This is a genomic window from Tsukamurella tyrosinosolvens (genome assembly GCF_900104775.1).
GTDB lineage: Bacteria > Actinomycetota > Actinomycetes > Mycobacteriales > Mycobacteriaceae > Tsukamurella > Tsukamurella tyrosinosolvens.
The window spans coordinates 3,853,784-3,874,625 of the sequence record NZ_FNSA01000003.1; the positions used below are offsets into that span (position 1 = coordinate 3,853,784).

The following is a 20,842-nucleotide window of genomic DNA, read 5'->3' on the forward strand; positions in this document are numbered from 1 at the left end:
GGCGCTTCGCTGTGGAGCCGCCGGGAATTGAACCCGGGTCCTCCGTCATTTCTACGGGGCTTCTCCGTGCGCAGTCCGCTGTGCCTCTACTCGGATCTCCCGGTCTCACGGACGAGCCGGGATGACGATCCCAGTCGCTGTTTGATGTCCCCCGCGATACCGCGACCGCACCGCGGGGTGAATCCCTCTAGCTGATGCCAGTACCCGGGCCGAGGGCGAACCCGGACTGACAGACTCGCCTGGCTGCTTAGGCAGCGAGAGCGAAGTCGCGCTGATTGGAATCGGCGCTTATAGGGTTGCTGCGACGCTTACGGTGGTCTCCAGCCTGCACCGGCACGCTTCCCCCGCGTCAACAAACGAAGTCGAAACCGATCGGCCCCTCATCGTCCGCTCTGCGGAAGCCCACCCCTCACGGAGTGGAAGTTCCATACTACCGCACCGGCATCGGCGGCTGTCCAGCGATTATCCGACGGTGTGCGGACGCACGCCGGCGGCGGAGGCGTTCATGTTCATCAGCACGGTGAGCAGCACCGCTCCGACGCGATGCGCCAGCGAAACGACCTTGGCCCGGTTCTCGACACTCATGGATCCGCTCCTCACTTGAGTCCCACGAGTCACATCAGTAACTTGTATCTCAAGTGAACGCCCGCCAAGACCGGAACTCAACGCGCCACGCCGGGCACCGTCGGAAAGAAGTCAGCCGCGCATGCCCTTGACGCGCCGGCCCAGCTCCCGGACCAGCTCGCGCTCGGCGGTGCGGCGGGCGATGTCCTGCCGCTTGTCGTAGTCCTGCTTGCCCTTGGCGAGCGCCAGCTCGACCTTCACGCGGCCCTCGCTGAAGTACATCGACAGCGGCACCAGCGTCTGATTGCCCTCGCGGATCTTGCCGGTCAGCGAGTCGATCTCGCGGCGGTGCATGAGCAGCTTGCGGGTGCGGCGCGGCGTGTGATTGGTCCACGAGCCGTTGCCGTACTCGGGGATGTGCAGGCCACGCAGCCAGACCTCGCCGTCGTCGATCGTCGCGTAGGCGTCGACGAGGGAGGCCTTGCCCTCGCGGAGCGCCTTCACCTCGGTACCCACCAGCACCACGCCCGCCTCGAAGGTGTCGAGGATGGCGTAGTTGTGGCGCGCCTTGCGGTTGGTCGCGATCACCGAGCGCCCCTTCTCCTTCGCCATCGTCCCCATCCCTTCCGTACGCCGTGACCGAGTGCCGGTCACGCTGGACAACCACTCCATCGTACGGGGATGCGACGGTGCGCGGAAAGCGACTTATCGGCGGCGCTACTCCCGCACGTAGAAGCGCAGGGTCACGTAGGCGGTGACCGCGGCGAAGCCCGCGCCCACGAGGATCAGCCACGGGGAGACCAGCAGCACATCCGTGTTGGTGATCCGCGCCAGGATGTTCACGCCGTACATCTCGCGCAGGGCCCGATCGAAGAACAGGGCCTTACCCGCGAACAGGCCGGCGATCGCGAGGACCGCACCGATGACGGCGCCGATCACCGCCTCCAGCAGGAAGGGCAGCTGGGTGTACCAGCGGGAGGCGCCCACCAGGCGCATGATCGAGACCTCGGTGCGCCGCGTGTACGCGGCCACCTGCACCATGTTCGCGATCAGCAGCACCGCGGCGACGGCCTGGATCAGCGCGACGAAGAAGGCCGCGTTCCGCGCGCCGTTGAGCACGGAGAACACCCGCTCGACCAGCTCGCGCTGGTCCTGCACCCCTGCCACGCCGGGCTGGCCCTTCACTGCATCGATGACGGCGGCGAACTTGTTCTCGTCGCCCACGCGCACCTTGAAGGAGGCGGGCAGCACACCGGGCCGCACCAGCTCGGCCAGCTCGGGCTGGCCGGCGAAGGTCTTGGTCTTGGCGGTCTCGAGGGCCTTGTCCTGCGAGATGTAGTCGATCGAGTCGACGCCCGGCTGCGCCTTGATCTTCGACTCGATCGCCTGGCACACGGCCTTCTGGCAGTCCGGATCGTCGGCCGCGACCTTGTCGTCGACGAACACCTGGATCTCGACGCGCTGCAGGAAGATGTCCTGGCTCTTGTCGGCCATGCGCACCACGAGCAGGCCGCCGCCGAACAGGCCGAGCGAGATCGCGGTGGTCAGGATCATGGCGATCGTCATGCTCACGTTCCGGCGCAGGCCGGTGAGGACCTCGCTGGTGATGAAACTGGCTCGCACTGGGAATTCAGTCCTTCGGTTCGTCGTCGTCGGCGGGTGCGGCGGGCGCCGTCAGCGGCCCAACCCGTACACGCCGGTGGCGTCGTCGCGCACCATCTCGCCCATGCGGAACTCGATGACGCGGCGGCGCATCGAGTCGACGATGTGGCGGTCGTGCGTGGCCATGACCACGGTGGTCCCGGCCCGGTTGATCCGGTCGAGCACGTCCACGATCTCGGCGGAGGTGTCGGGGTCGAGGTTGCCGGTGGGCTCGTCCGCGAGCAGCAGCAGGGGCCGGTTGGCGATGGCGCGGGCGATGGCGACGCGTTGCTTCTCACCGCCGGACAGTTCGCTCGGCATGCGGTTCGCCTTGCCGCCGAGCCCGACGTAGTCGAGCACCTGCGGGACCGTCCGGTCGATGACGTTGCGCGGCTTGCCGATGACCTCGAGCGCGAAGGCCACGTTCTCGGCCACCGTCTTCTGCTGGAGCAGGCGGAAGTCCTGGAAGACGCAGCCCAGCGACTGCCGCAACTGCGGCACGCGCCGCCCCGACAGCTTGTTGACGTGGTAGTCGCCCACGTAGACGTCGCCGCTCGTCGGCTTGTCCTCCTTGAGCAGGAGCCGGAAGAACGTCGACTTCCCGGAACCCGAGGGCCCGATCAGGAAGGCGAACTCGCCCTTGCCGATCTCGAGCGACAGGTCGTGGAGCGCCGGCCGGGCCGACGCCTTGTACATCATCGTGACGTTCTGGAGCGTGATCACGAGCGCCCAGTCTACTGACGCCGCGGACTAGCTCGGCGGACCCGCCGTCGTCGGTGCGCCGCCCGTGACGGGAGGCTCCGTCGTCGCGCCGGGAATCCCCGGCAGCGTCACCCCTCCCGGCAGCACGATCCCGCCCGGCGAGGTGGTGGCCGGCGACGTCGCGCCCGTGGTCGAGGCCCCGGGCTCGCCGGTGCGGCCCGGCACCGTCGACGACGGTGCGCCCGACACCCCCGCGGCACCGCTGGACGGGACCGCGCTCGACGGTGCCCGGCTCGGCGTGGTCGTGATCGGCGCGTCGTAGGTGGGCTGCTCCTGGACGGGCACGGTCGTGGTCGCGACGGGGGTCTGCCCCGTGCGGCGCTGCTCCTCGGGCACGAACTGCGCGTAGAGGTCGAGGTACCACCACATCAGGCCCAGGAACAGGAGCAGCAGCACCACGGTGCTGGTCCGCGCCCGGGTGTGCGGGATCGTCTTCGGGATGCGCTCCCAGGCGGTCGGGATTCGCTGGGTGGGCTCGGACGCTGCGGGAGCGGGCGCGGGCGCCGGCTGGGCGGGGAGCTCGGTGGTGGCCTCGGCGTCGGGCTCGCCCTGCGGCCGCTTCGGGTCGTCCGTCACTGCGGCTTCACCTCCTCCTCGTCCTCGACGGTGTCGGTGACCGGAGCGACGTCGATGCCCGCGGTCGCGAGGCTGCGGACGATCCGCTCGCGCAGGTTGCGGCCGACCTCGAACTGCTTGCCGGGCAGCGTGCGGGCGACCATGCGCAGGTTCACCTGGTCCAGGTCGATGGACTCGATGCCCATGAGGGTCGGCTCGTCGAGCAGCAGGGTCGACATCTTCGGATCGTGGTAGGCCCGCTCGCCGACGCGGTGCAGCAGCGTGTTGACCTTGCCCATGTCGACGGTCTTGGGCAGCGGGATGTCGACGACGGCGCGCGCCCAGTCCTTGGACAGGTTCGTGGCCTTGACGATCTGCCCGTTCGGCACGGTGATGACCTCGCCGTCGGTGTTGCGGAGCTTGGTCACCCGCAGCGTGACGTCGGAGACGGTGCCCTCGGCGGTCGAGCCGCCGGTCAGCGAGAGGTTCACGACGTCGCCGAAGCCGTACTGCCGTTCGGTGATGAGGAAGAAGCCCGCCAGCAGGTCCTGCACCACGCGCTGGGCGCCGAAGCCGAGCGCCGCGCCGATGACCGTGGCCGGCGCGACGAGGGCGTTGATCGGCACGCCGAGCGCCTTGACGATCTGGTAGGCCGCGAACAGGTAGATCGCCGCGATGGCGACCCAGCTGATCACCTGGATCAGCGCGTGCTGGTGCTTCGCGGATTCCGAGCGGACCAGGGAGTCGCTGTTCTTGAACTGGGCGTCGATGCGCATGGTGACGCGCGCCGATGCCCAGTTGACGAACCGGTTCGCCAGGACCGCGGCGATGATCCACAGCGCGATCGGCAGCACGCGCTCGTACATGAGGAGCCGCCACCCCGTGACGTCGGGGAGGATCGAGTTCGCGAGCAGCGTGCTAGTCGTCATCGCCACGCATCCGCCAGCGGATGCCGGCCTCGATGAAGCCGTCCAGGTCGCCGTCCAGCACCGCCGACGGGTTGTTCACCTCGTACTCGGTCCGCAGGTCCTTGACCATCTGATACGGGTGCAGCACGTAGGAGCGCATCTGGTTGCCCCACGACGCGCCCTCGTTGGTCTTGAGGGCGTCCATCTGCGCACGCTCCTCCTGCCGCTTGCGCTCGAGCAGCTTGGCCTGCAGGACCTTCATGGCCGAGACCTTGTTCTGCAGCTGGCTCTTCTCGTTCTGGCAGGTGACGACGATGCCCGTCGGGATGTGCGTGAGCCGCACCGCCGAGTCCGTCGTGTTCACCGACTGGCCGCCCGGGCCCGACGACCGGTACACGTCCACGCGCACCTCGTTCTCGTCGACGTCGATGTGGTCGGTCGTCTCCACCACGGGCAGCACCTCGACCTCGGCGAAGGAGGTCTGGCGGCGGCCCTGGTTGTCGAACGGGCTGATCCGCACGAGGCGATGGGTGCCCATCTCGACGGAGAGGGTGCCGTAGGCGTAGTCGGTCTTCACCGCGAAGGTGGCCGACTTCAGGCCCGCCTCCTCGGCGTAGCTGGTGTCGTAGACCTCCACGCCGTAGCCGTGCTTCTCGGCCCAGCGGACGTACATGCGCATGAGCATCTCGGCCCAGTCCGCGGCGTCGACGCCGCCGGCGCCGGCGCGGATGTTGACCAGCGCGTCGCGGGCGTCGTACTCGCCCGAGAGCATGGTCTTGACCTCCATGGCCTCGATCTCGGTGCGCAGCTGGGCGCGGTCGCCGTCGGCGTCCTCGAGCGCGGCCGCCTTGTCGTCGCCCTCTTCGGCGTCGGCCAGCTCGTAGAGCACGGGCAGGTCGTCGAGCCGCTGGCGCAGGTCGGTCACGCGGCGGAGCTCCGCCTGGGCGTGGGACAGCTCGCTGGTCACCTGCTGGGCGTTGGCCTGGTCGTTCCACAGCTCGGGGTCGGACGCCTTGTGTTCCAGCTCGTCGACGCGCCGGCGCAGCTCGTCGAGGTCGATCACCTTCTCCACCGTCTGCAGGGTGGTCTCGAGGCTCTCGATGTCTGCGGCTACGTCAGGATGCACAGTCACCCAGGATACTGGCCCGTCGCGGCGGGCGAGGCCGGCGGCGCACTATGGTCGCGTCATGGCCGGATGGGAGCTGCTGATCGTCCTCGCGGCCGGCGTCGGAGCGGGATTCATCAACTCCCTCGTCGGTAGCGGCACGCTCATCACCTTCCCCACGCTGGTCGCGTTCGGCGTCCCACCGGTGACCGCGACGATCAGCAACGCCATCGGCCTCGTCGCGGGCGGGATCTCCGGCACGTGGGGGTATCGCCGCGAGCTCTCCGGGCAGTTCGACCGGCTGCGCTGGCAGATGCCGGCCTCCGTGGCCGGGGCGCTGGTGGGCGCGTTCCTCCTGCTGCACCTCCCGGAGACCGTCTTCGAGACCATCGTCCCGGTGCTGCTGGTCCTGGCGCTCGCGTTGGTGGTCCTGCAGCCGCGCATCCAGCGGTGGACCGCCCCGGCGGACGACGCCGCGCCCGCATCGACCGGCCGGATGGCCGCGCTCGTCGCCGCGACGTTCGCGATCGGGGTGTACGGCGGCTACTTCACCGCCGCGCAGGGCATCCTGCTGGTCGCTGCGATGGGCGTCCTGGTGCACGACGACCTGCAGCGCCTCAACGCGGCGAAGAACCTGCTCTCGCTGCTGGTGAACGTGGTCGCCGCCGCGTTCTACCTGGCCGTGGCGTTCGACCGGATCGACTGGCCGGTGGCGGGCGTCATCGCGGTCGGATCGCTGGTCGGCGGCGCGCTGGGCGCGCGCTTCGGCCGGGGCCTCTCGCCCACCGCGCTGCGCACCATCATCGTCGTGGTCGGCACCATCGGGCTGTGGCGCCTCCTGACGACCTAGGCCCGGGCGATCAGATCGCGGGCGGCTGCAGCGATCCGAGCTGCCAGGAGCTGTCCACCTTGCCGACCTTGTAGTACACCGGCAGCCGGTCACCGACCTCCGGCCAGCGCTCCGCGAAGTCGATCACGAGCCGCCGGTAGACGTGCGTCGGCGGAGTGGTCGGGCCCTCGACGGTGCCCGAGACGGTGACGAACGCATGCCCCTTCTGGTCGGGCTCGACGGGACGCGGGCTCACGCCGCTGAGCGTGAGCATCCCGTCCTCCATGCCGGGGCCCGCGGGCGCGGTGCCGAGCGTGCCCCGCTTGGAGCGCTGCCACATGACGACGAGCGCACCCAGCATCGCGGCGAGCATGAGCACCCAGATCCATTCCATATGTCCAGATTACCGACGGGGAGCGCGCGGCGCCCGTACTCGGCCTCCGCTACCGTTCTCGCATGTCGAGCGCACCGTCGAACCCCGTGAATCCCGATCTCGCCCTGGCCCTCGCCCTCGCGGACGCCGCCGACGAGCTGACCATGGCGCGGTTCGGCGCCCTGGACCTCAAGGTCGACGCGAAGCCCGACCTCACGCCCGTCTCCGACGCTGACCTCGCCACCGAGACCCTCATCCGCGAGCGGCTCGCGGCCGAGCGCCCCGGCGACGCGGTGCTCGGCGAGGAGTTCGGGGGCGAGGCCGTCTTCGCGGGCCGGCAGTGGGTGCTCGACCCGATCGACGGCACCAAGAACTACGTGCGCGCGGTCCCCGTCTGGTCCACGCTGATCGCGCTGCTCGAGGACGGCGTGCCAGTGGTCGGCGTGGTCTCCGCGCCGGCGCTGCGGCGCCGGTGGTTCGCCTCCGCCGGGGCCGGCGCGTTCACCCAGTTCGACGGTGCCGAGCCCCGCCGGATCGCGGTGTCGGGCGTGCAGGAGATCGCCGACTCGTCCATCTCCTTCTCCGACCTGTCCTACTTCCCCGACGCCGGATCGCGCGAGCGGTTCCTGGCACTGGCCGCCGACGCCTGGCGCCTGCGCGGCTACGGCGACTTCTGGAGCTACTGCCTGGTCGCCGAGGGCGCGGTGGACATCGCGGTGGAGCCGGAGGTCTCGCTGTGGGACCTCGCCGCCGTCGAGATCGTGGTGCGGGAGGCGGGCGGCCTGTTCACCGGCACCGACGGGACGCCCGGCCCGCACGCCGGCTCGGCGGTCGCGGCGAACCCGGCGCTGCATCCGCAGGTGCTGCGACGTCTCACTCCGTGACACGCCGACGCGTCTTTCGTCCCATCTCTTGGCACCGATCTTACCGAGGAGTAAGGTCTCATCTGACTGATGAGTAAGTTGGTGGTGCGGACGCCCGGGAACAGCCCGCGACCTGCGCCGCCACGACGACGAGATGGTGGAGATGAGCACGTCAACCGATCCCCGGGACACCAGCGCCATCGGGAAGAACCCGATCCGGCGGAACCCCACGGGCCAGCTGATCCGCGCGCTGATGGCCGTGGTGCAGACGCCCTTCGTGCAGAACCGCGGCCTGCAGGGCCTCGTGAACCGCGTCGCCTACGAGGGCACCCGCACCGGCTTCAAGGCGCTCGGCGCCGCGAACCGCACCTTCAAGGTGGTCGCCGGCACGGGTAAGCCGAAGCGGCTGAACGCGAGCACGAAGTCGAACTACGACCTCACCCCGGACGACGAGCAGCAGATGATCGTCGACACGGTGAAGGACTTCGCCGCGGAGATCGTCCGCCCGGCGGCCGCCGAGGCGGACGCCGCAACCGAGGCCCCCGCCTCGCTGCTCGAGCGCGCCACCGAGCTCGGCATCACCATGATCAACGTGCCCGAGGAGCTCGACGGCGCGGGCAGCGACCGCGGTGCGGTGACCAACGCCCTCGTGGCCGCGTCGCTCGCCCACGGCGACATGGGCCTCGCGCTCCCGATCCTCGCCCCGAGCGGCGTCGCCGTGACGCTCTCGCAGTTCGGCTCCGACGGCCAGCAGCAGACCTACCTCAAGGAGTATGCGGGCGAGTCCGTGCCGCAGTCCTCCGTGGTGATCGCCGAGCCCGGCGCCCTGTTCAACCCGTTCGCCCTCGCCACCAAGGCCACCCGCACCGCGGGCGGCTACGTGCTCAGCGGCGTGAAGTCGATGGTCCCGCAGGCCGGTTCGGCCGAGCTGTTCGTGGTCGGCGCCGAGCTGGACGGCAAGCCCGCCCTGTTCATCGTGGAGTCCGGCACCGAGGGCGTCATCGTCGAGGGCGACCCGAGCATGGGCCTGCGCGCCGCCTCGCTCGGCCGCCTGAACCTCAACAACGTCAAGGTCCCCGCGACCGCGCTGCTCGGCGAGGTCGACCTCGACACCGCCACCCAGAACTACACCGACGTGGTGCGACTCGCCCGCCTCGGCTGGTCGGCGCTCGCGCTCGGCACCTCGCGCGCCGTGCTCGACTACGTCACCCCCTACGTCAAGGAGCGCGAGGCCTTCGGCGAGCCGATCGCGCACCGTCAGGCCGTGGCCTTCGCGGTGGCCGACATGGCGACCGAGATCGACGGCCTGGAGCTGCTCGTGTGGCGCGGCGCCTCGCGCGCCGAGCAGGGGCTGTCCTTCGGCCGCGAGGCCGCGCTGGCGCGGAAGTTCGCCACCGACAAGGGCATGCGGATCGGCCTGGACGGCGTCCAGCTGCTCGGCGGCCACGGCTTCACCAAGGAGCACCCGGTGGAGCGCTGGTACCGCGACCTGCGCGCCGTGGGCATCGCCGAGGGCGTCGTCGTCCTCTAGTCGACCGACTCTTCTGACCTGAAAGAACCATCATGGCAATCAATCTGGAACTTCCCAAGAAGCTCAAGGCGTCGGCCGAGATGTCGCACCAGGGTGCGGCCGAGATCTTCCGCCCCATCTCGCGCAAGTACGACCTCGCCGAGCACGAGTACCCCAAGGAGCTCGACACCATCGCGGCCCTCTACGACGGGCTGGCCGATGCGGGCCAGGCACCGTCGGCCGCGTCGGGCGACCGCAAGTCCGGCGAGGGCGAGGAGAAGCCCAAGCCCAAGCCGGCCGATGTGACCGCGGGCAGCCGCAACGGCGGCACCATGGAGTCGATCATCAACGCGATCGAGATGTGCTGGGGCGATGCGGGCCTCATGCTCGCCTTCCCGTACCAGGGACTCGGTAACGCGGCCATCGCCGCGGTCGCGACCGACGAGCAGCTCGAGCGCTTCGGCAAGGTGTGGGCGTCGATGGCGATCACCGAGCCGTCCTTCGGCTCGGACTCGGCGGCGGTCACCGCCACCGCGACGCGCGACGGCGACGAGTGGGTCCTCAACGGCACCAAGATCTTCGTGACGTCGGGCTCGCGCGCCGACCACATCGTCGTGTGGGCGACCGTGGACAAGAGCGCCGGCCGCGCCGCGATCAAGTCCTTCGTCGTTCCCCGCGAGCACCCGGGCGTCACCGTGGCCCGGCTCGAGCACAAGCTCGGCATCCGCGCATCCGACACCGCGGAGATCCGCTTCGAGGACTGCCGCATCCCCTTCGAGAACATCCTCGGCAGCGCCGAGGTGAACGTCGAGAAGGGCTTCGCCGGGGTCATGCAGACCTTCGACAACACCCGTCCGCTGGTGGCCGCCATGGCGATCGGCGTGGCGCGGGCGTCGCTCGAGGAGCTGCGCACCGTGCTCGAGGACGCGGGCATCGTCATCGACTACGACGCCCCCGTGAACACCCTGCCGCACGCCGCGGCGGAGTTCATCCGCCTCGAGTCCGACTGGGAGGCCGCGTACCAGCTGACGCTGAAGTCGGGCTGGATGGCCGACAACAAGCTCCCCAACTCGATGAACGCGTCCATGGCGAAGGCCAAGGCCGGCCGGGTGGGCTCGGACGTCACGCTCAAGGCCGTGGAGCTGGCCGGCGCCGTGGGCTACTCGGAGCGCACGCTGCTCGAGAAGTGGGCCCGCGATTCGAAGATCCTCGACATCTTCGAGGGCACGCAGCAGATCCAGCAGCTGATCATCGCGCGCCGCCACCTGGACCTCACCAGCGCGCAGCTGAAGTAGTTCCGGGAGAACGGTCGACGGGGCGTCGGCGCGGCTTCGGCCGCGGCGGCGCCCCGTCCTCGTGTCCGTCCCCGCGTTCCGCGACGGGCCTCCGACGAAAGTCGTAGGCGTGGGCGCTCCGGTCGCGACGTTCGACGACTCCCCGCCGACGCCGTGCGCCAGTACCGTGAACCCATGGATTCGAGCGCGGCCGGGCCGCGGTGGCAGCGGTGGTGGGTCGCACCGCGCCTGCGGGACGGCTTGTGCGTCCTGCTGTCCATGCTCCTCGCCATCGCCGCCGCGGCGGTGGAGTGGCAGGGCGGGTCCACCGCCTACGGCAACCTCGCGCTCATCGTGGGCCTGGCGGGTTCCGTGCTCCTGTGGTGGCGCCGTCGATGGCCGCTCGAAGTCACGGTGATCGGCGGGATCCTCACCGCGGCCGTCGGATTCCCCGGCGTGGCACTCCTCGGACTGTTCACCCTCGCGGTGCGGCGGCGCGATCGGGTCCTGGTGATCGCGACCGCGTTCGTCGCCGCCTGCCTCGCCGTACCGCACCCGTGGTCGAGCGTCCCGTGGCGGCTCGGCGACACCCTCACCAGCGTCGCCCTCGCCGCGGCCTTCGCGCTGTGGGGCTCCTACGTCGGGGCGCGCCGAGACCTCATCGAGTCGCTCCGCGAGCGCGCCGTGCGGGCCGAGGCCGAACGCGAGCTGCGCGCCGTCCAGGCGCGCACCGCGGAGCGCTCGCGCATCGCCCGCGAGATGCACGACGTGCTCGCGCACCGGGTCTCGCTCATCGCACTGCAGGCGGGGGCGCTCGAGGTGAACGCGGGCGCGGCGTCGGGGACCGTCGAACGGGCGGCGGCCGAGATCCGCTCCACCGCGCACGAGACCCTCGAGGACCTGCGGGGCGTGCTCGGCGTACTGCGCGGGGCCGACGCCGAGCCGCTCGCGCCGCAGCCGGACCTGGCCGACCTCTCGCGCCTCGTCGAGCAGTCGCGCGTGGGTGGCGCCACCGTCGACCTGCGGATCGACGAGGCCGCCGCCGCGCCGCACGCCGTGCCGGAGGCGCTGGGCCGCACCGCGTACCGCATCGTGCAGGAGAGTCTGACGAACGTGCGCAAGCACGCCGGACCGGCGGCCGTCCGGGTCGCGGTGACCCTGCGCGAGCACCGCCTCGCGATCGAGGTGATCAACGACCGGCCCCGCTCGCCCGCGCCGCCGCTCCCCGGTTCCGGAGCCGGGCTGATCGGCCTCGCCGAACGGGTGCAGCTCGCGGGCGGCGAGCTCACGTCCGGCCCCACCGCCGCGGGCGGCTGGCGGGTGCACGCCGACCTGCCCGTCCCCGCCGAGCGGACCTGACGCGCCCGGGGCCGTGGCAGGATGGTCACGACCCCAGGGAGGCCCCGTGACCCGCATCGTCATCATCGACGACGACCCGCTGGTGCGGTCCGGGCTGCGCATGATCATCGAATCCGCCGACGACCTCACCATCGTCGGTGAGGGCGGCGACGGCGCCGAGGCCGTGGGCCTGGTCCGGGAGTTCCGGCCCGACGTGGTGCTCATGGACATTCGCATGCCCGCGGTCGACGGCCTGGCCGCCACCGCGCTGGTCCGCGCGGAACCGGAACCGCCGCAGGTCATCGTGCTCACCACGTTCGACCTCGACGACTACGTGATGAGGGCTCTCCAGGCCGGCGCGGCCGGCTTCATGCTCAAGGACACGCCGCCGCGGCAGTTGCTCGACGGCGTCCGGGTGGTCGCGTCGGGCGAGGCCATGCTGTCGCCCAGCGTGACCCGCAAGCTCATCGAGCGGTTCGCCGCCGATCCGCGGGAGGACCGCCGCCGCACCGCTCTGGAGCGCGTCGCCGTGCTCACGGAGCGGGAGCACGAGGTCTTCCTCGGCATCGCCGGGGGCGGATCGAACGCGCAGATCGGCCGCGACCTGTTCATGAGCGAGGCCACCGTGAAGACCCACGTCTCCCGCCTGCTGGACAAGCTCGACGTCGCCAACCGCGTGCAACTGGCGATCCTCGCGCACGACGCCGGGCTCACCCACCGCTAGCCCGACGGGGCCGCACGTACGACTTTCGTAGGGGGTCGTCCACGCCTCGATCCGACCATCGTCTACGAAGCGGGCATCGGTCGTCCACAAGGGCTTTCGCGGCCTACCGTGCTCCGTGTCCGGCGGCCACACTGGGAGCATGGCATCACTCCTCTACAAGCTCGGACGGTTCAGCTACCGGAAATGGTGGCTCGTCCTCGTGCTCTGGATCGTCGCTTTCCTCGCGATCGGGGCCGCGGGGTCGTCGCTGTCCAAGCCCTTCAAGGACGACTTCAACCTGCCCGGCAGCCGCGCCGTCGAGGCGCAGAACGTGCTGCAGGAGAAGTTCCCGGAGACCGCGAAGACGCAGGCGCCCACCGCCACCGTCGTGCTGCAGTCCACGAACGGGCAGCGGCTGGACCAGGGCGGCAACGCGGCAGCGGTGAACACCGTCGTGACGAAGCTGCGCGAGGTGCCGCAGCTGACGGCCGCGGAGAAGGCCGCGATCCCGAACCCCACCGTGGGGGCGGCCGCGGCCGAGAACCTCAGCAGCGACGGCCGGACCGCGCAGATCCACTTCTCCTTCGGCGACGTCAAGGACGTCTCCGACGAGTCGATCGACGCCGTCGCCGCCGCCAAGAAGGCCGGCGCCGACGCGGGCCTGAAGGTCGAGAGCGCCGGCTCCGCCAACGAGACCGAGGCCGAGCCGCCGGCGGAGATGATCGGCATCGTGGTCGCGGTCATCGTCATGATCATCACCTTCGCGGCACTGCTCGCCGCGCTGATGCCCCTCGGCGCGGCCCTGATCGGGATCGGCCTCTCGACGTCGATCATCGCGATCGGCACCTCGTTCCTCACGCTCGGCACGTCCACCACCGGCCTGTCGATGATGATCGGGCTCGCGGTGGGCATCGACTACTCGCTGTTCGTGATCTCGCGCTACCGCCAGGAACTCACGACGACCTCGGACCGGGCGCACGCCGCGGGCCTCGCGGTCGGCACCGCCGGGAGCGCCGTGGTCTTCGCCGGCGCCACGGTGATCATCGCCCTGTGCGGGCTGTCGATCACCGGCATGTCCTTCCTGTCCCAGATGGGTCTCGGCGCCGCGGTCACCGTCGCGCTGGCGGTGCTGGTGGCGCTCACGGTGCTGCCCGCCCTCCTGGGCCTGTTCAAGTCGGCGGTGTTCAAGCCGGCTCTTCCCAGATGAGGGTGTAGGTCGGTCGGGCGCGTCGGTCCGCAGATAGACGTCGAGGTCTCCCGACGATGGAGGTTCCTACGCCATCCATCCGAAAGACCTCGACGTGACCGACACAACCCCGCCGGCCGGCTTCGGCCGCCCTGACCTCACCGCCTTCGCGGCTCATCCCAATCGACCCTGATCGGGTCTGCTGACCCCCTCGACGAGAACGCAGCGACATCACAGCCACCCAACCCCGACCGTCCGGGAAGCTGGGGCACGTCACACGGCCTGTGCTGCGGGCGTGTCGAGTGGGTCGTCCAGGGGCGACGCAGGAGCGTCGACGCGACGTGCTGAGAGGTGGTTCCAACCGAGCGCTAGGACACTGGCTACAGGCATGGCGATAGGTCAGGAACGGCGTCGCTCCCTGCGCAGGAGGGAGCGCAGAGTCTCGGCGTTCGCGTAGCCGACCCGTAGCGCGATCTCGGCGGAGGTGAGGTCCGTGGTTGCTGAGAGGTGCCGAGCTCGTTCGATGCGAAGCCGTTGGACGAAGCCGAGCGGAGTGAGGTTGAGCGCCGCACGGACTCGTCGTTCGAGGGTGCGCCGGCTGGTGCCGAGCGACTGCGCGACGAAGGCGACGTTGAACGGTTCGTCCAGGCGGGCGCGCACGAAGCGTTCGAACTCGACGACGATCGGGTCCTCGTGCCGGAGATGTTCGTAGGCGACGAAGGCCGCCTGCGACGGACGCTCGTCTATGATGAGGAGCTTGGCGACATGTTGGGCCAGGTCGGGGCTGATCGATCGCACGAGTGAGAGCGCGAGGTCGATGTGGGCGAACGCGGCGCCGGCGGTGACGAGGTTCCCGTCGACCACGACCATGGTGTCGAGATCGAGGGCGACGGTCGGATAGCGCTTCAGGAACTCCGGCCCCAGGAACCAACTGGTCGTCGCCCGCCGATGATGCATCCGTCCAGTCTCGGCGACAGCGAACACGCCGGTGCACGCCGCGGCGATCCGGGTGGTCGCCTCGTCGAGGCGCCCGAGCGAGGCGATGACCGAACGAGCATCTCGGCTCTGGAGGGCGTCGTGGGTCGCGGCGGCCGTGAGGGTTCCAAGCGCAGGGACGACGACCACGTCGAACTCTCCGGACTCCGACAGCGGGTGGTCCACCGACAGGGTCATCGATGCCGTCGTGGTCACTCGCCGTTTCGGTCCGAGGATGGCGAGTTCGATCGCGTCGATCCGCGGGTCGACATCGCTGCGGGCTCCGTCGGCCACCCGCACGATGTCGATGATCGACGCGACAGCCGAACCGAAGCAGCCGTCGATCGCGATCAGTCCGATACGCATGGCGCCAACAATAGCAATACTGCCGTATACGCCACTTCTCACATGCCCTTGCTCGTCATACGCTGAACTCGCTTCACCAAGAAACCTCGACACCTAGGAGAACCCCTCATGTCCACACCCGCATCACTTCCGTATGCCTTCGTCGCCAAGATCGTCGCGGCCGATGGACAGCACGACGCGCTCGCCGATCTGCTCGCCGGCGCTGTCGCGCTCGCCAACGAAGAAGTAGGAACGATTGTCTGGTTCGCGGTCAGGACCCACGCCGACACCTTCTGGATCTTCGATGCATTCCCCGACGAGGCCGCTCGCGACGCCCACGCCAACGGCGCCATCGTCGCAGCCCTGATGGCCAACCAGCACCTCCTCGGCGCAGCACCCGAGATCCTGGCGGCCGACGTCCTCGCGTCCAAGCTTCCGTAGTCCGCCAACGCACGAGACGATCGCGCCCCGCCGAGCCGTCGCCAGGTCGCGACGCAGCGCCACGCTGCGTTGCCGAGCGGTGCGAGGCCTATCGGCACACGGACAGGATGTCCGAGCGTTCATCCGGCGAGGGGTCCGTCGCAGAGGAGAGCGACGTCGGGTGTCGGGCAGAGCCGTGAGGCCAGCGCATCGCGCGACCATCAGAACCGAACCGCCCCTGCCCTACGTTTCCGCAGGTCAGGGGCTGTTCGCCGGAGCCGCCTGTCGGAATCGAACCGACGACCTAATCACGTCGGCTTTGCGTCTATCGCCTGATGCGCCCACTGGGCGAACGAGCCGCTGACCTGCGCGAACGCCGAGCGTGGGGGACGCCGCCATCCGGTGGTGACCGACGACGACCGACTAGTACCGACCGTTTCACCGGAGCTTGCGGCGGCGTCGAAGCCGAGCAAGCTCCATTCTTTTAGCTCACCGCGCCCTCCTCCTCGCCGGTCCCGTCTTCGTCGAAGACGTTTCAGGGGTCTTCTCAGATGCCGGTGTAGGTCGGCCGGGCGCGTCGGTCCGCAGATAGACGTCGAGGTCTCCCGACGACGGAGGTTCCTACGCCATCCATCCGAAAGACCTCGACGTGACCGACACAACCCCGCCGGCCGGCTTCGGCCGCCCTGACCTCACCGCCTTCGCTCGACTCGACGGCCTCGGTCTGAGCGTGACCGGACAACGACTTGAACCGGATCGTGCGGTCCTAGCGTGCCGCGTGGTGGAACCAGATCAGTGGTGCCGACGGTGCGGCAGCGAAGGCGCTGCTCGTGACACCGTGATCCGGCGGTTGGCCCACGAGCCGCTGGGCTGGCGACCGACCGTGCTGGAAGTTGTAGTGCGCCGCTACCGCTGTGCCGACTGCGGACACGTGTGGCGCCAAGACACCAGCGCCGCTGCGGAGCCACGCGCGAAGCTCTCGCGCACCGGGCTGCGGTGGGCGCTGGAAGGGATCGTGGTCGCACACCTCACCGTCGCCCGTGTCGCCGAGGGACTCGGGGTCGCGTGGGACACCGCCAACAACGCGGTCCTGGCTGAAGGCAAGCGGCTGCTGATCAACGACCCCACGCGGTTCGAGGGCGTGAAGGTCATTGGCGTCGATGAGCACGTCTGGCGCCACACCAGGCGTGGCGACAAGTATGTCACCGTGATCATCGACCTCACCCCGGTCCGCGATGGCGCCGGCCCAGCAAGGCTGCTGGACATGGTCGAGGGCCGGTCGAAGGCGGCGTTCAAGACCTGGCTCGCCGACCGCGACGACGCCTTCCGTGACGCGGTCGAGGTGGTCGCGATGGACGGCTTCACCGGGTTCAAGACCGCCGCTGCGGAGGAGATCCCGGACGCGGTCACGGTGATGGATCCCTTCCACGTCGTGCGCCTGGCCGGTGACGCCCTCGACAGGTGCCGGCGCCGGGTCCAACTCGCGATCCACGGGCACCGTGGGTTCAGGGACGACCCGCTCTACAAGTCGCGGCGCACGCTGCACACCGGCGCGGACCTGCTCACCGACAAGCAGAGCGACAGGCTACGCGCGCTGTTCGTTGATGACGCTCACGTCGAGGTCGAGGCGACCTGGGGTGTCTACCAGCGCATGATCGCCGCCTATCGCCACGAGGACCGGCAACGTGGCCGCGAGCTCATGGAGAAGCTGATCACCGACCTCAGCGCCGGCGTCCCCAAGGTGCTCACCGAGCTCACCACCCTGAGCCGGACCCTGAAGAAGCGAGCCGCTGACGTGCTCGCCTACTTCGAACGACCCGGCACCAGCAACGGGCCGACCGAGGCGCTCAACGGACGGCTCGAACACCTGCGCGGCTCCGCACTCGGGTTCCGCAACCTGACCAACTACATCGCCCGAAGCCTGCTCGAGACCGGCGGCTTCAGACCCCAACTCCTACACCCCCGATTGGGATGAGCCTTCAAGCCCCGGCTGCCGCTGCTGTGGACGCCGGAGCAGACCGAGCGCCGCCCGATGGGACAGCGGATCGGCGAGCTCCTCACCTGCAAGCCGCTCCCCTTCCTCGTGGGTGCGGTCGCGATCCTGGCGCTCGCTGCCATCCCGATCGGGAAGCTCGAGCTCGGCCTGGACTTCGCGGCACCGTCGGACAAGGCGGCGGTGCAGATGCAGAGCGAGGCCTTCGGCGCGGGCAAGTCGTCGCCGCTGGTCGCCGTCGTGGACACGCAGGGCAAGGGAGATCTCAAGGCCGCCACCCAGCGGTTCGCCGACGAAGCCCGCACGCTGCCGGGCATCGCTCACGACGGGGTGATCGGGCCCGTGCCGAACGCGACCGGCGATGCGGCGCAGTTCGTCATCGTCCCCGAGTCGGGTCCGTCGACGAAGCAGACCGCGACCCTGCTCGACGAGCTGCGGGATCGCGCCGAGACGGTGGGCGGCGCCACGTCGACGTACATCGGCATCGGCGGCGCAGCGGCGATCAACGCCGACTTCTCCGAGACGCTCACCTCGAAGTTGCCGCTCTACCTCATCGTGGTGGTGGGGCTGGCGATCCTGTTGCTGATGATCGTCTTCCGCTCGGTGATCATCCCCGTCATCGCGTCGCTGGGCTTCCTGCTCTCGATCGCCGCGACCTTCGGCGTCACCGTCGGCTTCTTCCAGGACGGCTGGCTCGGCTGGATCGCGCCGGAGGAGCGCGGGCCCATCCTGGTGTTCATGCCGATCTTCCTCATCGGCATCGTCTTCGGCCTCGCCATGGACTACCAGGTCTTCCTGGTCAGCCGGATGCGCGAGGAACACCACCACGGCGCACCGGCCCTGGAGGCGATCCGCATCGGCTACCGGTCCGGGGCCCGCGTGGTGACCGCCGCGGCGGTCATCATGATCTCCGTCTTCGCCGGATTCACCCTCTCCTCCATGACCTTCCTGAAGCTGATGGGCTTCTCGATGGCGGCGGCCATCGTCTTCGACGCCTTCCTCGTGCGGATGATCATCATGCCCACGGCGATGGCCGTGCTCGGCGAACGCGCCTGGTGGATCCCGCGCTGGCTCGACAAGGTGCTCCCCCGCATCGACGTCGAGGGCGACGGGCTCCGGGAGAAGAAGAGCCCGGATGCGGAGGCGGACACCGCCCCGGTGGGGCAGGTCCCCGCGGCCGTACCCGTGCCGGCCGCGGCGCCCGTGCTGCACGCCGGCACGACCCGGCGGACCGTCCCGGCACCGATCGCACCGATGGCACCGGCGCCGTCCGGCGGCGCGCCCGTGCCCGTCGGGACCGGGCCGGCCCCGCGCGTCATCTCCCGCGGCACAGCGGAACTGGCCGAGCTGAAGGCGAGCAACCGCGCGCTCGTGGCGGAGCTGTCCGAGCTGCGGTCGGACTACCGCTCCCTCTCGGCCCACGCCCGACTGCAGGCCGAATCCGTCACCGACCCGGTGCGTTTCGAGATCGGCGTCACGGCCGGCACCGCGCGAGCGGGCACGCTCCACACGGCGCACGGCGCCGTCGCCACCCCGGCGTTCGTGGCGTCCGCGCCGCTGGCCACGATCCCGGGCGTCGACCCGGCGTCCGCCGCGGCGCTCGGCGCGGGTGCGGCCACCGTCGACGGGGCGCGCCTGAAGGTGCATCCCGGGGCCGAGACCATCGAGGAAGCGGGCGGCCTCGCCTCCTTCGCGGGCTGGAACGTGCCTCTGTTCGTCGATGTCTCGGCGCCGTCGTCCGACCCGGAGGCGGCCGTCACCGCGGCGTACCGGCTCGGCGGCGAGATCGTCTTCGCTCCGGCGGCCGCGAGCGGCGCGCGGCGCGCCCTGGCCGAGCACAACTGGCTGACGGCCCAGCGGCGCGGCGAGATGTCGCTCTGGGCCACGGTTCCCGTGCGTCTCGCGCACGACCGGGCCGCGCTGCGGGAACTGCTCGCGCGCCACGAGGACGACATCCGCTCGGGCGGGCTGGGGTTCGGCGGTGTCCGGATCGTCGAGGCCACCGGCGATCCGCAGGCCGGCGACGCCGTGGCGCTGCTCACGGCGGCCCTGGACGAGGCCCGTCCGCGGTACCTCGCCGCCGTCCGCGGACCGGAGGAGTTGTTGCACGCCATCGACGCCGGTATCGACCTGGTCGAATCCGCCGCACCGCAGGAACTCGCGGCGCGGGGGATCGCGCTGACGGCCGACGGTCCGATCGCCGTGTCCACGCCGCGCTTCCGCGACGACCTGCGCCCGCTCGACGCCGAGGGCGGTCGCGAGGGTGCGACGCCGTCGGCGATCCGCGCCTACGTGCACCACCTCTACCGGATCGACGCACCGTCTGCCGTGCAGTCGGTGACGCGGCACAACCTGCGGTTCCTCGCGGAGCTCACCGCCGGTGCGCGGCGCGCGATCGGCGAGGGACGCTATCCCGCGTACCGCGACGCCTTCCTGCACCGATTCACCGCGGAGTCCGGGACCTCCGAGCTCCCCACCGGCGAGGTGACGGTCCCGACGGCGTAGCGGGAACGAGAGGCGCTGCCCCACGGCGGCGGTGGCGGCGAGAGGCCGTCACCGCCGCCGTTCGTCGGTCCCCGACGGTGTCCGCGGCCCCATCACGTACACCGTTCCGTAATCTTGCGGCGCGTGACCGGAGCCACATTTTTCCTGTGATTGCCATCACTTTCCGCAGGTCATTGCCTATGCGAGCTATTGCTAGCGATCGCGCGGGTGACCTGGTCTTACAGTCTTCACAGTGGATCGTGACCGAAGCGTTATCAAACCGCGACCGTCTCGCGGCGGGGATGACACCGCGCCGATAGGCCCCTAGTGTTCATCTCGACCCGGTCAACGGGAACACAATTGAATCCACGAACCACCGCGTATGTGTGGGCCCGCCGCCGAACGAGAGCATCTTCCTCGGGCGCCGGACCGCTTCCAGCGTGACGCACCACGTCGCCGAAGCCGGTTGAGCGATCGTCCTCAGCCCACTGCCGTGCCCGACAGAGAAGGCGCGGTCCATGTCTTTCCCCGACACCTCCGCCCCAATCGGGCTGTGTCTTGGCATGCGCACCGGCGAAAGGAACACCTTGAAGAACATCCGTAAGACCCTGGGCATGATGGCCGTCACCGGCGCGATCGTCGCCGCTCCCGTTGCCTTCGGCACCGGTGCTGCGAACGCCGACAGCGTCGACTGGGACGCCATCGCTGCCTGCGAGTCGGGCGGCAACTGGGCCACCAACACCGGCAACGGCTACTACGGCGGGCTGCAGTTCAGCCAGTCGACCTGGACCGCCAACGGCGGCACCGGCAGCGCGCACAACGCGTCGCGTGCCGAGCAGATCCGCGTCGCGGAGAACGTTCTCGCCTCGCAGGGCATCGGCGCGTGGCCGAGCTGCGGCAGCCGCGGCTAAGTCGCGCGCACTGCACAAGAACTGACGCCTGTGGCGGTCGATTCCTCGTGAATCGGCCGCCACAGGCGTTTTCGCGTCCCGCCTGGTGGGACCTGGACTCCCC

20 protein-coding genes and 1 other RNA gene are annotated in these 20,842 nt (G+C 70.0%); 11 read left to right on the forward strand and 10 right to left on the reverse strand.

The genetic code is table 11. The annotated features are described in order from the left end of the window. Positions 1 to 9: 9 nt before the first annotated feature. From ssrA to prfB, 8 genes are all read right to left on the reverse strand, one after another. Positions 10 to 380: a transfer-messenger RNA gene (gene ssrA / locus BLW32_RS21060) on the reverse strand. An 82-nt stretch (positions 381 to 462) separates the two neighbouring features. Continuing rightward, a complete protein-coding gene (locus BLW32_RS28380; RefSeq protein WP_255304249.1) occupies positions 463 to 585 on the reverse strand; it encodes a hypothetical protein in 123 nt (40 codons plus the stop codon). Between the two features lie 111 nt (positions 586 to 696). Continuing rightward, positions 697 to 1,176, reverse strand: coding sequence for an SsrA-binding protein SmpB (gene smpB, locus BLW32_RS21065; protein ID WP_068521958.1), 480 nt, complete (start codon positions 1,174 to 1,176; stop codon positions 697 to 699). 105 nt (positions 1,177 to 1,281) lie between these two features. After that, on the reverse strand, positions 1,282 to 2,187 hold the full coding sequence (gene ftsX, locus BLW32_RS21070) for a permease-like cell division protein FtsX (protein ID WP_068521960.1): 906 nt from the start codon (positions 2,185 to 2,187) through the stop codon (positions 1,282 to 1,284). Positions 2,188 to 2,238: 51 nt separating this feature from the next. Then, the gene (ftsE, locus tag BLW32_RS21075) at positions 2,239 to 2,928 is read right to left on the reverse strand and encodes a cell division ATP-binding protein FtsE (protein WP_068521966.1); all 690 of its coding nucleotides are present in this window, start codon (positions 2,926 to 2,928) and stop codon (positions 2,239 to 2,241) included. Positions 2,929 to 2,955: 27 nt separating this feature from the next. Beyond that, positions 2,956 to 3,543: an Rv3103c transmembrane domain-containing protein gene (locus BLW32_RS21080; RefSeq protein ID WP_068739642.1), complete on the reverse strand. Its 588-nt coding sequence runs from the start codon at positions 3,541 to 3,543 to the stop codon at positions 2,956 to 2,958. Further along, positions 3,540 to 4,451, reverse strand: a complete 912-nt coding sequence (locus BLW32_RS21085; protein WP_068523234.1) for a mechanosensitive ion channel family protein — start codon at positions 4,449 to 4,451, stop codon at positions 3,540 to 3,542. Before BLW32_RS21085 ends, BLW32_RS21080 begins: the two co-directional genes overlap by 4 nt. Then, positions 4,441 to 5,556, reverse strand: coding sequence for a peptide chain release factor 2 (gene prfB, locus BLW32_RS21090; RefSeq protein WP_068521971.1), 1,116 nt, complete (start codon positions 5,554 to 5,556; stop codon positions 4,441 to 4,443). The genes BLW32_RS21085 and prfB overlap by 11 nt, the downstream gene beginning before the upstream one ends. Positions 5,557 to 5,617: 61 nt before the next feature. Here prfB and BLW32_RS21095 point away from each other — a divergent pair, with 61 nt between their 5' ends. Next, positions 5,618 to 6,385 (forward strand): sulfite exporter TauE/SafE family protein, encoded by a 768-nt coding sequence (locus BLW32_RS21095; RefSeq protein WP_068739644.1) that lies wholly within the window; start codon positions 5,618 to 5,620, stop codon positions 6,383 to 6,385. Between the two features lie 10 nt (positions 6,386 to 6,395). Here the strand turns inward: BLW32_RS21095 and BLW32_RS21100 are convergent, their stop codons facing one another. Continuing rightward, positions 6,396 to 6,758, reverse strand: coding sequence for a hypothetical protein (locus BLW32_RS21100; RefSeq protein ID WP_068521977.1), 363 nt, complete (start codon positions 6,756 to 6,758; stop codon positions 6,396 to 6,398). Between the two features lie 62 nt (positions 6,759 to 6,820). On the opposite strand from BLW32_RS21100, the gene hisN reads away from it, so the two are divergent. The 6 genes from hisN to BLW32_RS21130 all read left to right on the forward strand — a co-directional run bounded on the left by hisN (position 6,821) and on the right by BLW32_RS21130 (position 13,632). Beyond that, entirely contained in the window at positions 6,821 to 7,621 is an 801-nt protein-coding gene (hisN, locus tag BLW32_RS21105) for a histidinol-phosphatase (RefSeq protein WP_068739646.1), read from the forward strand. Between the two features lie 133 nt (positions 7,622 to 7,754). Then, positions 7,755 to 9,131, forward strand: coding sequence for an acyl-CoA dehydrogenase family protein (locus tag BLW32_RS21110; protein ID WP_068521982.1), 1,377 nt, complete (start codon positions 7,755 to 7,757; stop codon positions 9,129 to 9,131). Positions 9,132 to 9,163: 32 nt separating this feature from the next. Further along, the gene (locus BLW32_RS21115; RefSeq protein ID WP_068739648.1) at positions 9,164 to 10,405 is read left to right on the forward strand and encodes an acyl-CoA dehydrogenase family protein; all 1,242 of its coding nucleotides are present in this window, start codon (positions 9,164 to 9,166) and stop codon (positions 10,403 to 10,405) included. A gap of 174 nt (positions 10,406 to 10,579) precedes the next feature. Further along, on the forward strand, positions 10,580 to 11,743 hold the full coding sequence (locus BLW32_RS21120) for a sensor histidine kinase (protein ID WP_068739650.1): 1,164 nt from the start codon (positions 10,580 to 10,582) through the stop codon (positions 11,741 to 11,743). 46 nt (positions 11,744 to 11,789) lie between these two features. Continuing rightward, positions 11,790 to 12,446, forward strand: a complete 657-nt coding sequence (locus BLW32_RS21125; RefSeq protein ID WP_068521991.1) for a response regulator — start codon at positions 11,790 to 11,792, stop codon at positions 12,444 to 12,446. A 139-nt stretch (positions 12,447 to 12,585) separates the two neighbouring features. Beyond that, on the forward strand, positions 12,586 to 13,632 hold the full coding sequence (locus tag BLW32_RS21130; protein WP_068739652.1) for an MMPL family transporter: 1,047 nt from the start codon (positions 12,586 to 12,588) through the stop codon (positions 13,630 to 13,632). Positions 13,633 to 14,010: 378 nt separating this feature from the next. Here BLW32_RS21130 and BLW32_RS21140 read toward each other — a convergent pair whose 3' ends face one another. Further along, complete coding sequence (locus tag BLW32_RS21140) at positions 14,011 to 14,952, reverse strand: GlxA family transcriptional regulator (protein WP_068568955.1); 942 nt, start codon at positions 14,950 to 14,952, stop codon at positions 14,011 to 14,013. A gap of 108 nt (positions 14,953 to 15,060) precedes the next feature. Here BLW32_RS21140 and BLW32_RS21145 point away from each other — a divergent pair, with 108 nt between their 5' ends. The 4 genes from BLW32_RS21145 (at position 15,061) to BLW32_RS21160 (ending at position 20,739) form a co-directional block, all read left to right on the forward strand. Beyond that, positions 15,061 to 15,372 (forward strand): putative quinol monooxygenase, encoded by a 312-nt coding sequence (locus tag BLW32_RS21145; RefSeq protein WP_003941073.1) that lies wholly within the window; start codon positions 15,061 to 15,063, stop codon positions 15,370 to 15,372. A gap of 628 nt (positions 15,373 to 16,000) precedes the next feature. Beyond that, on the forward strand, positions 16,001 to 17,326 hold the full coding sequence (locus BLW32_RS21150) for an ISL3-like element ISPfr2 family transposase (RefSeq protein ID WP_068568956.1): 1,326 nt from the start codon (positions 16,001 to 16,003) through the stop codon (positions 17,324 to 17,326). 57 nt (positions 17,327 to 17,383) lie between these two features. Further along, positions 17,384 to 19,849: a tRNA-guanine transglycosylase gene (locus tag BLW32_RS21155; RefSeq protein ID WP_068742913.1), complete on the forward strand. Its 2,466-nt coding sequence runs from the start codon at positions 17,384 to 17,386 to the stop codon at positions 19,847 to 19,849. A gap of 566 nt (positions 19,850 to 20,415) precedes the next feature. Then, the gene (locus BLW32_RS21160; RefSeq protein WP_068522003.1) at positions 20,416 to 20,739 is read left to right on the forward strand and encodes a transglycosylase family protein; all 324 of its coding nucleotides are present in this window, start codon (positions 20,416 to 20,418) and stop codon (positions 20,737 to 20,739) included. Positions 20,740 to 20,842 lie beyond the last annotated feature (103 nt).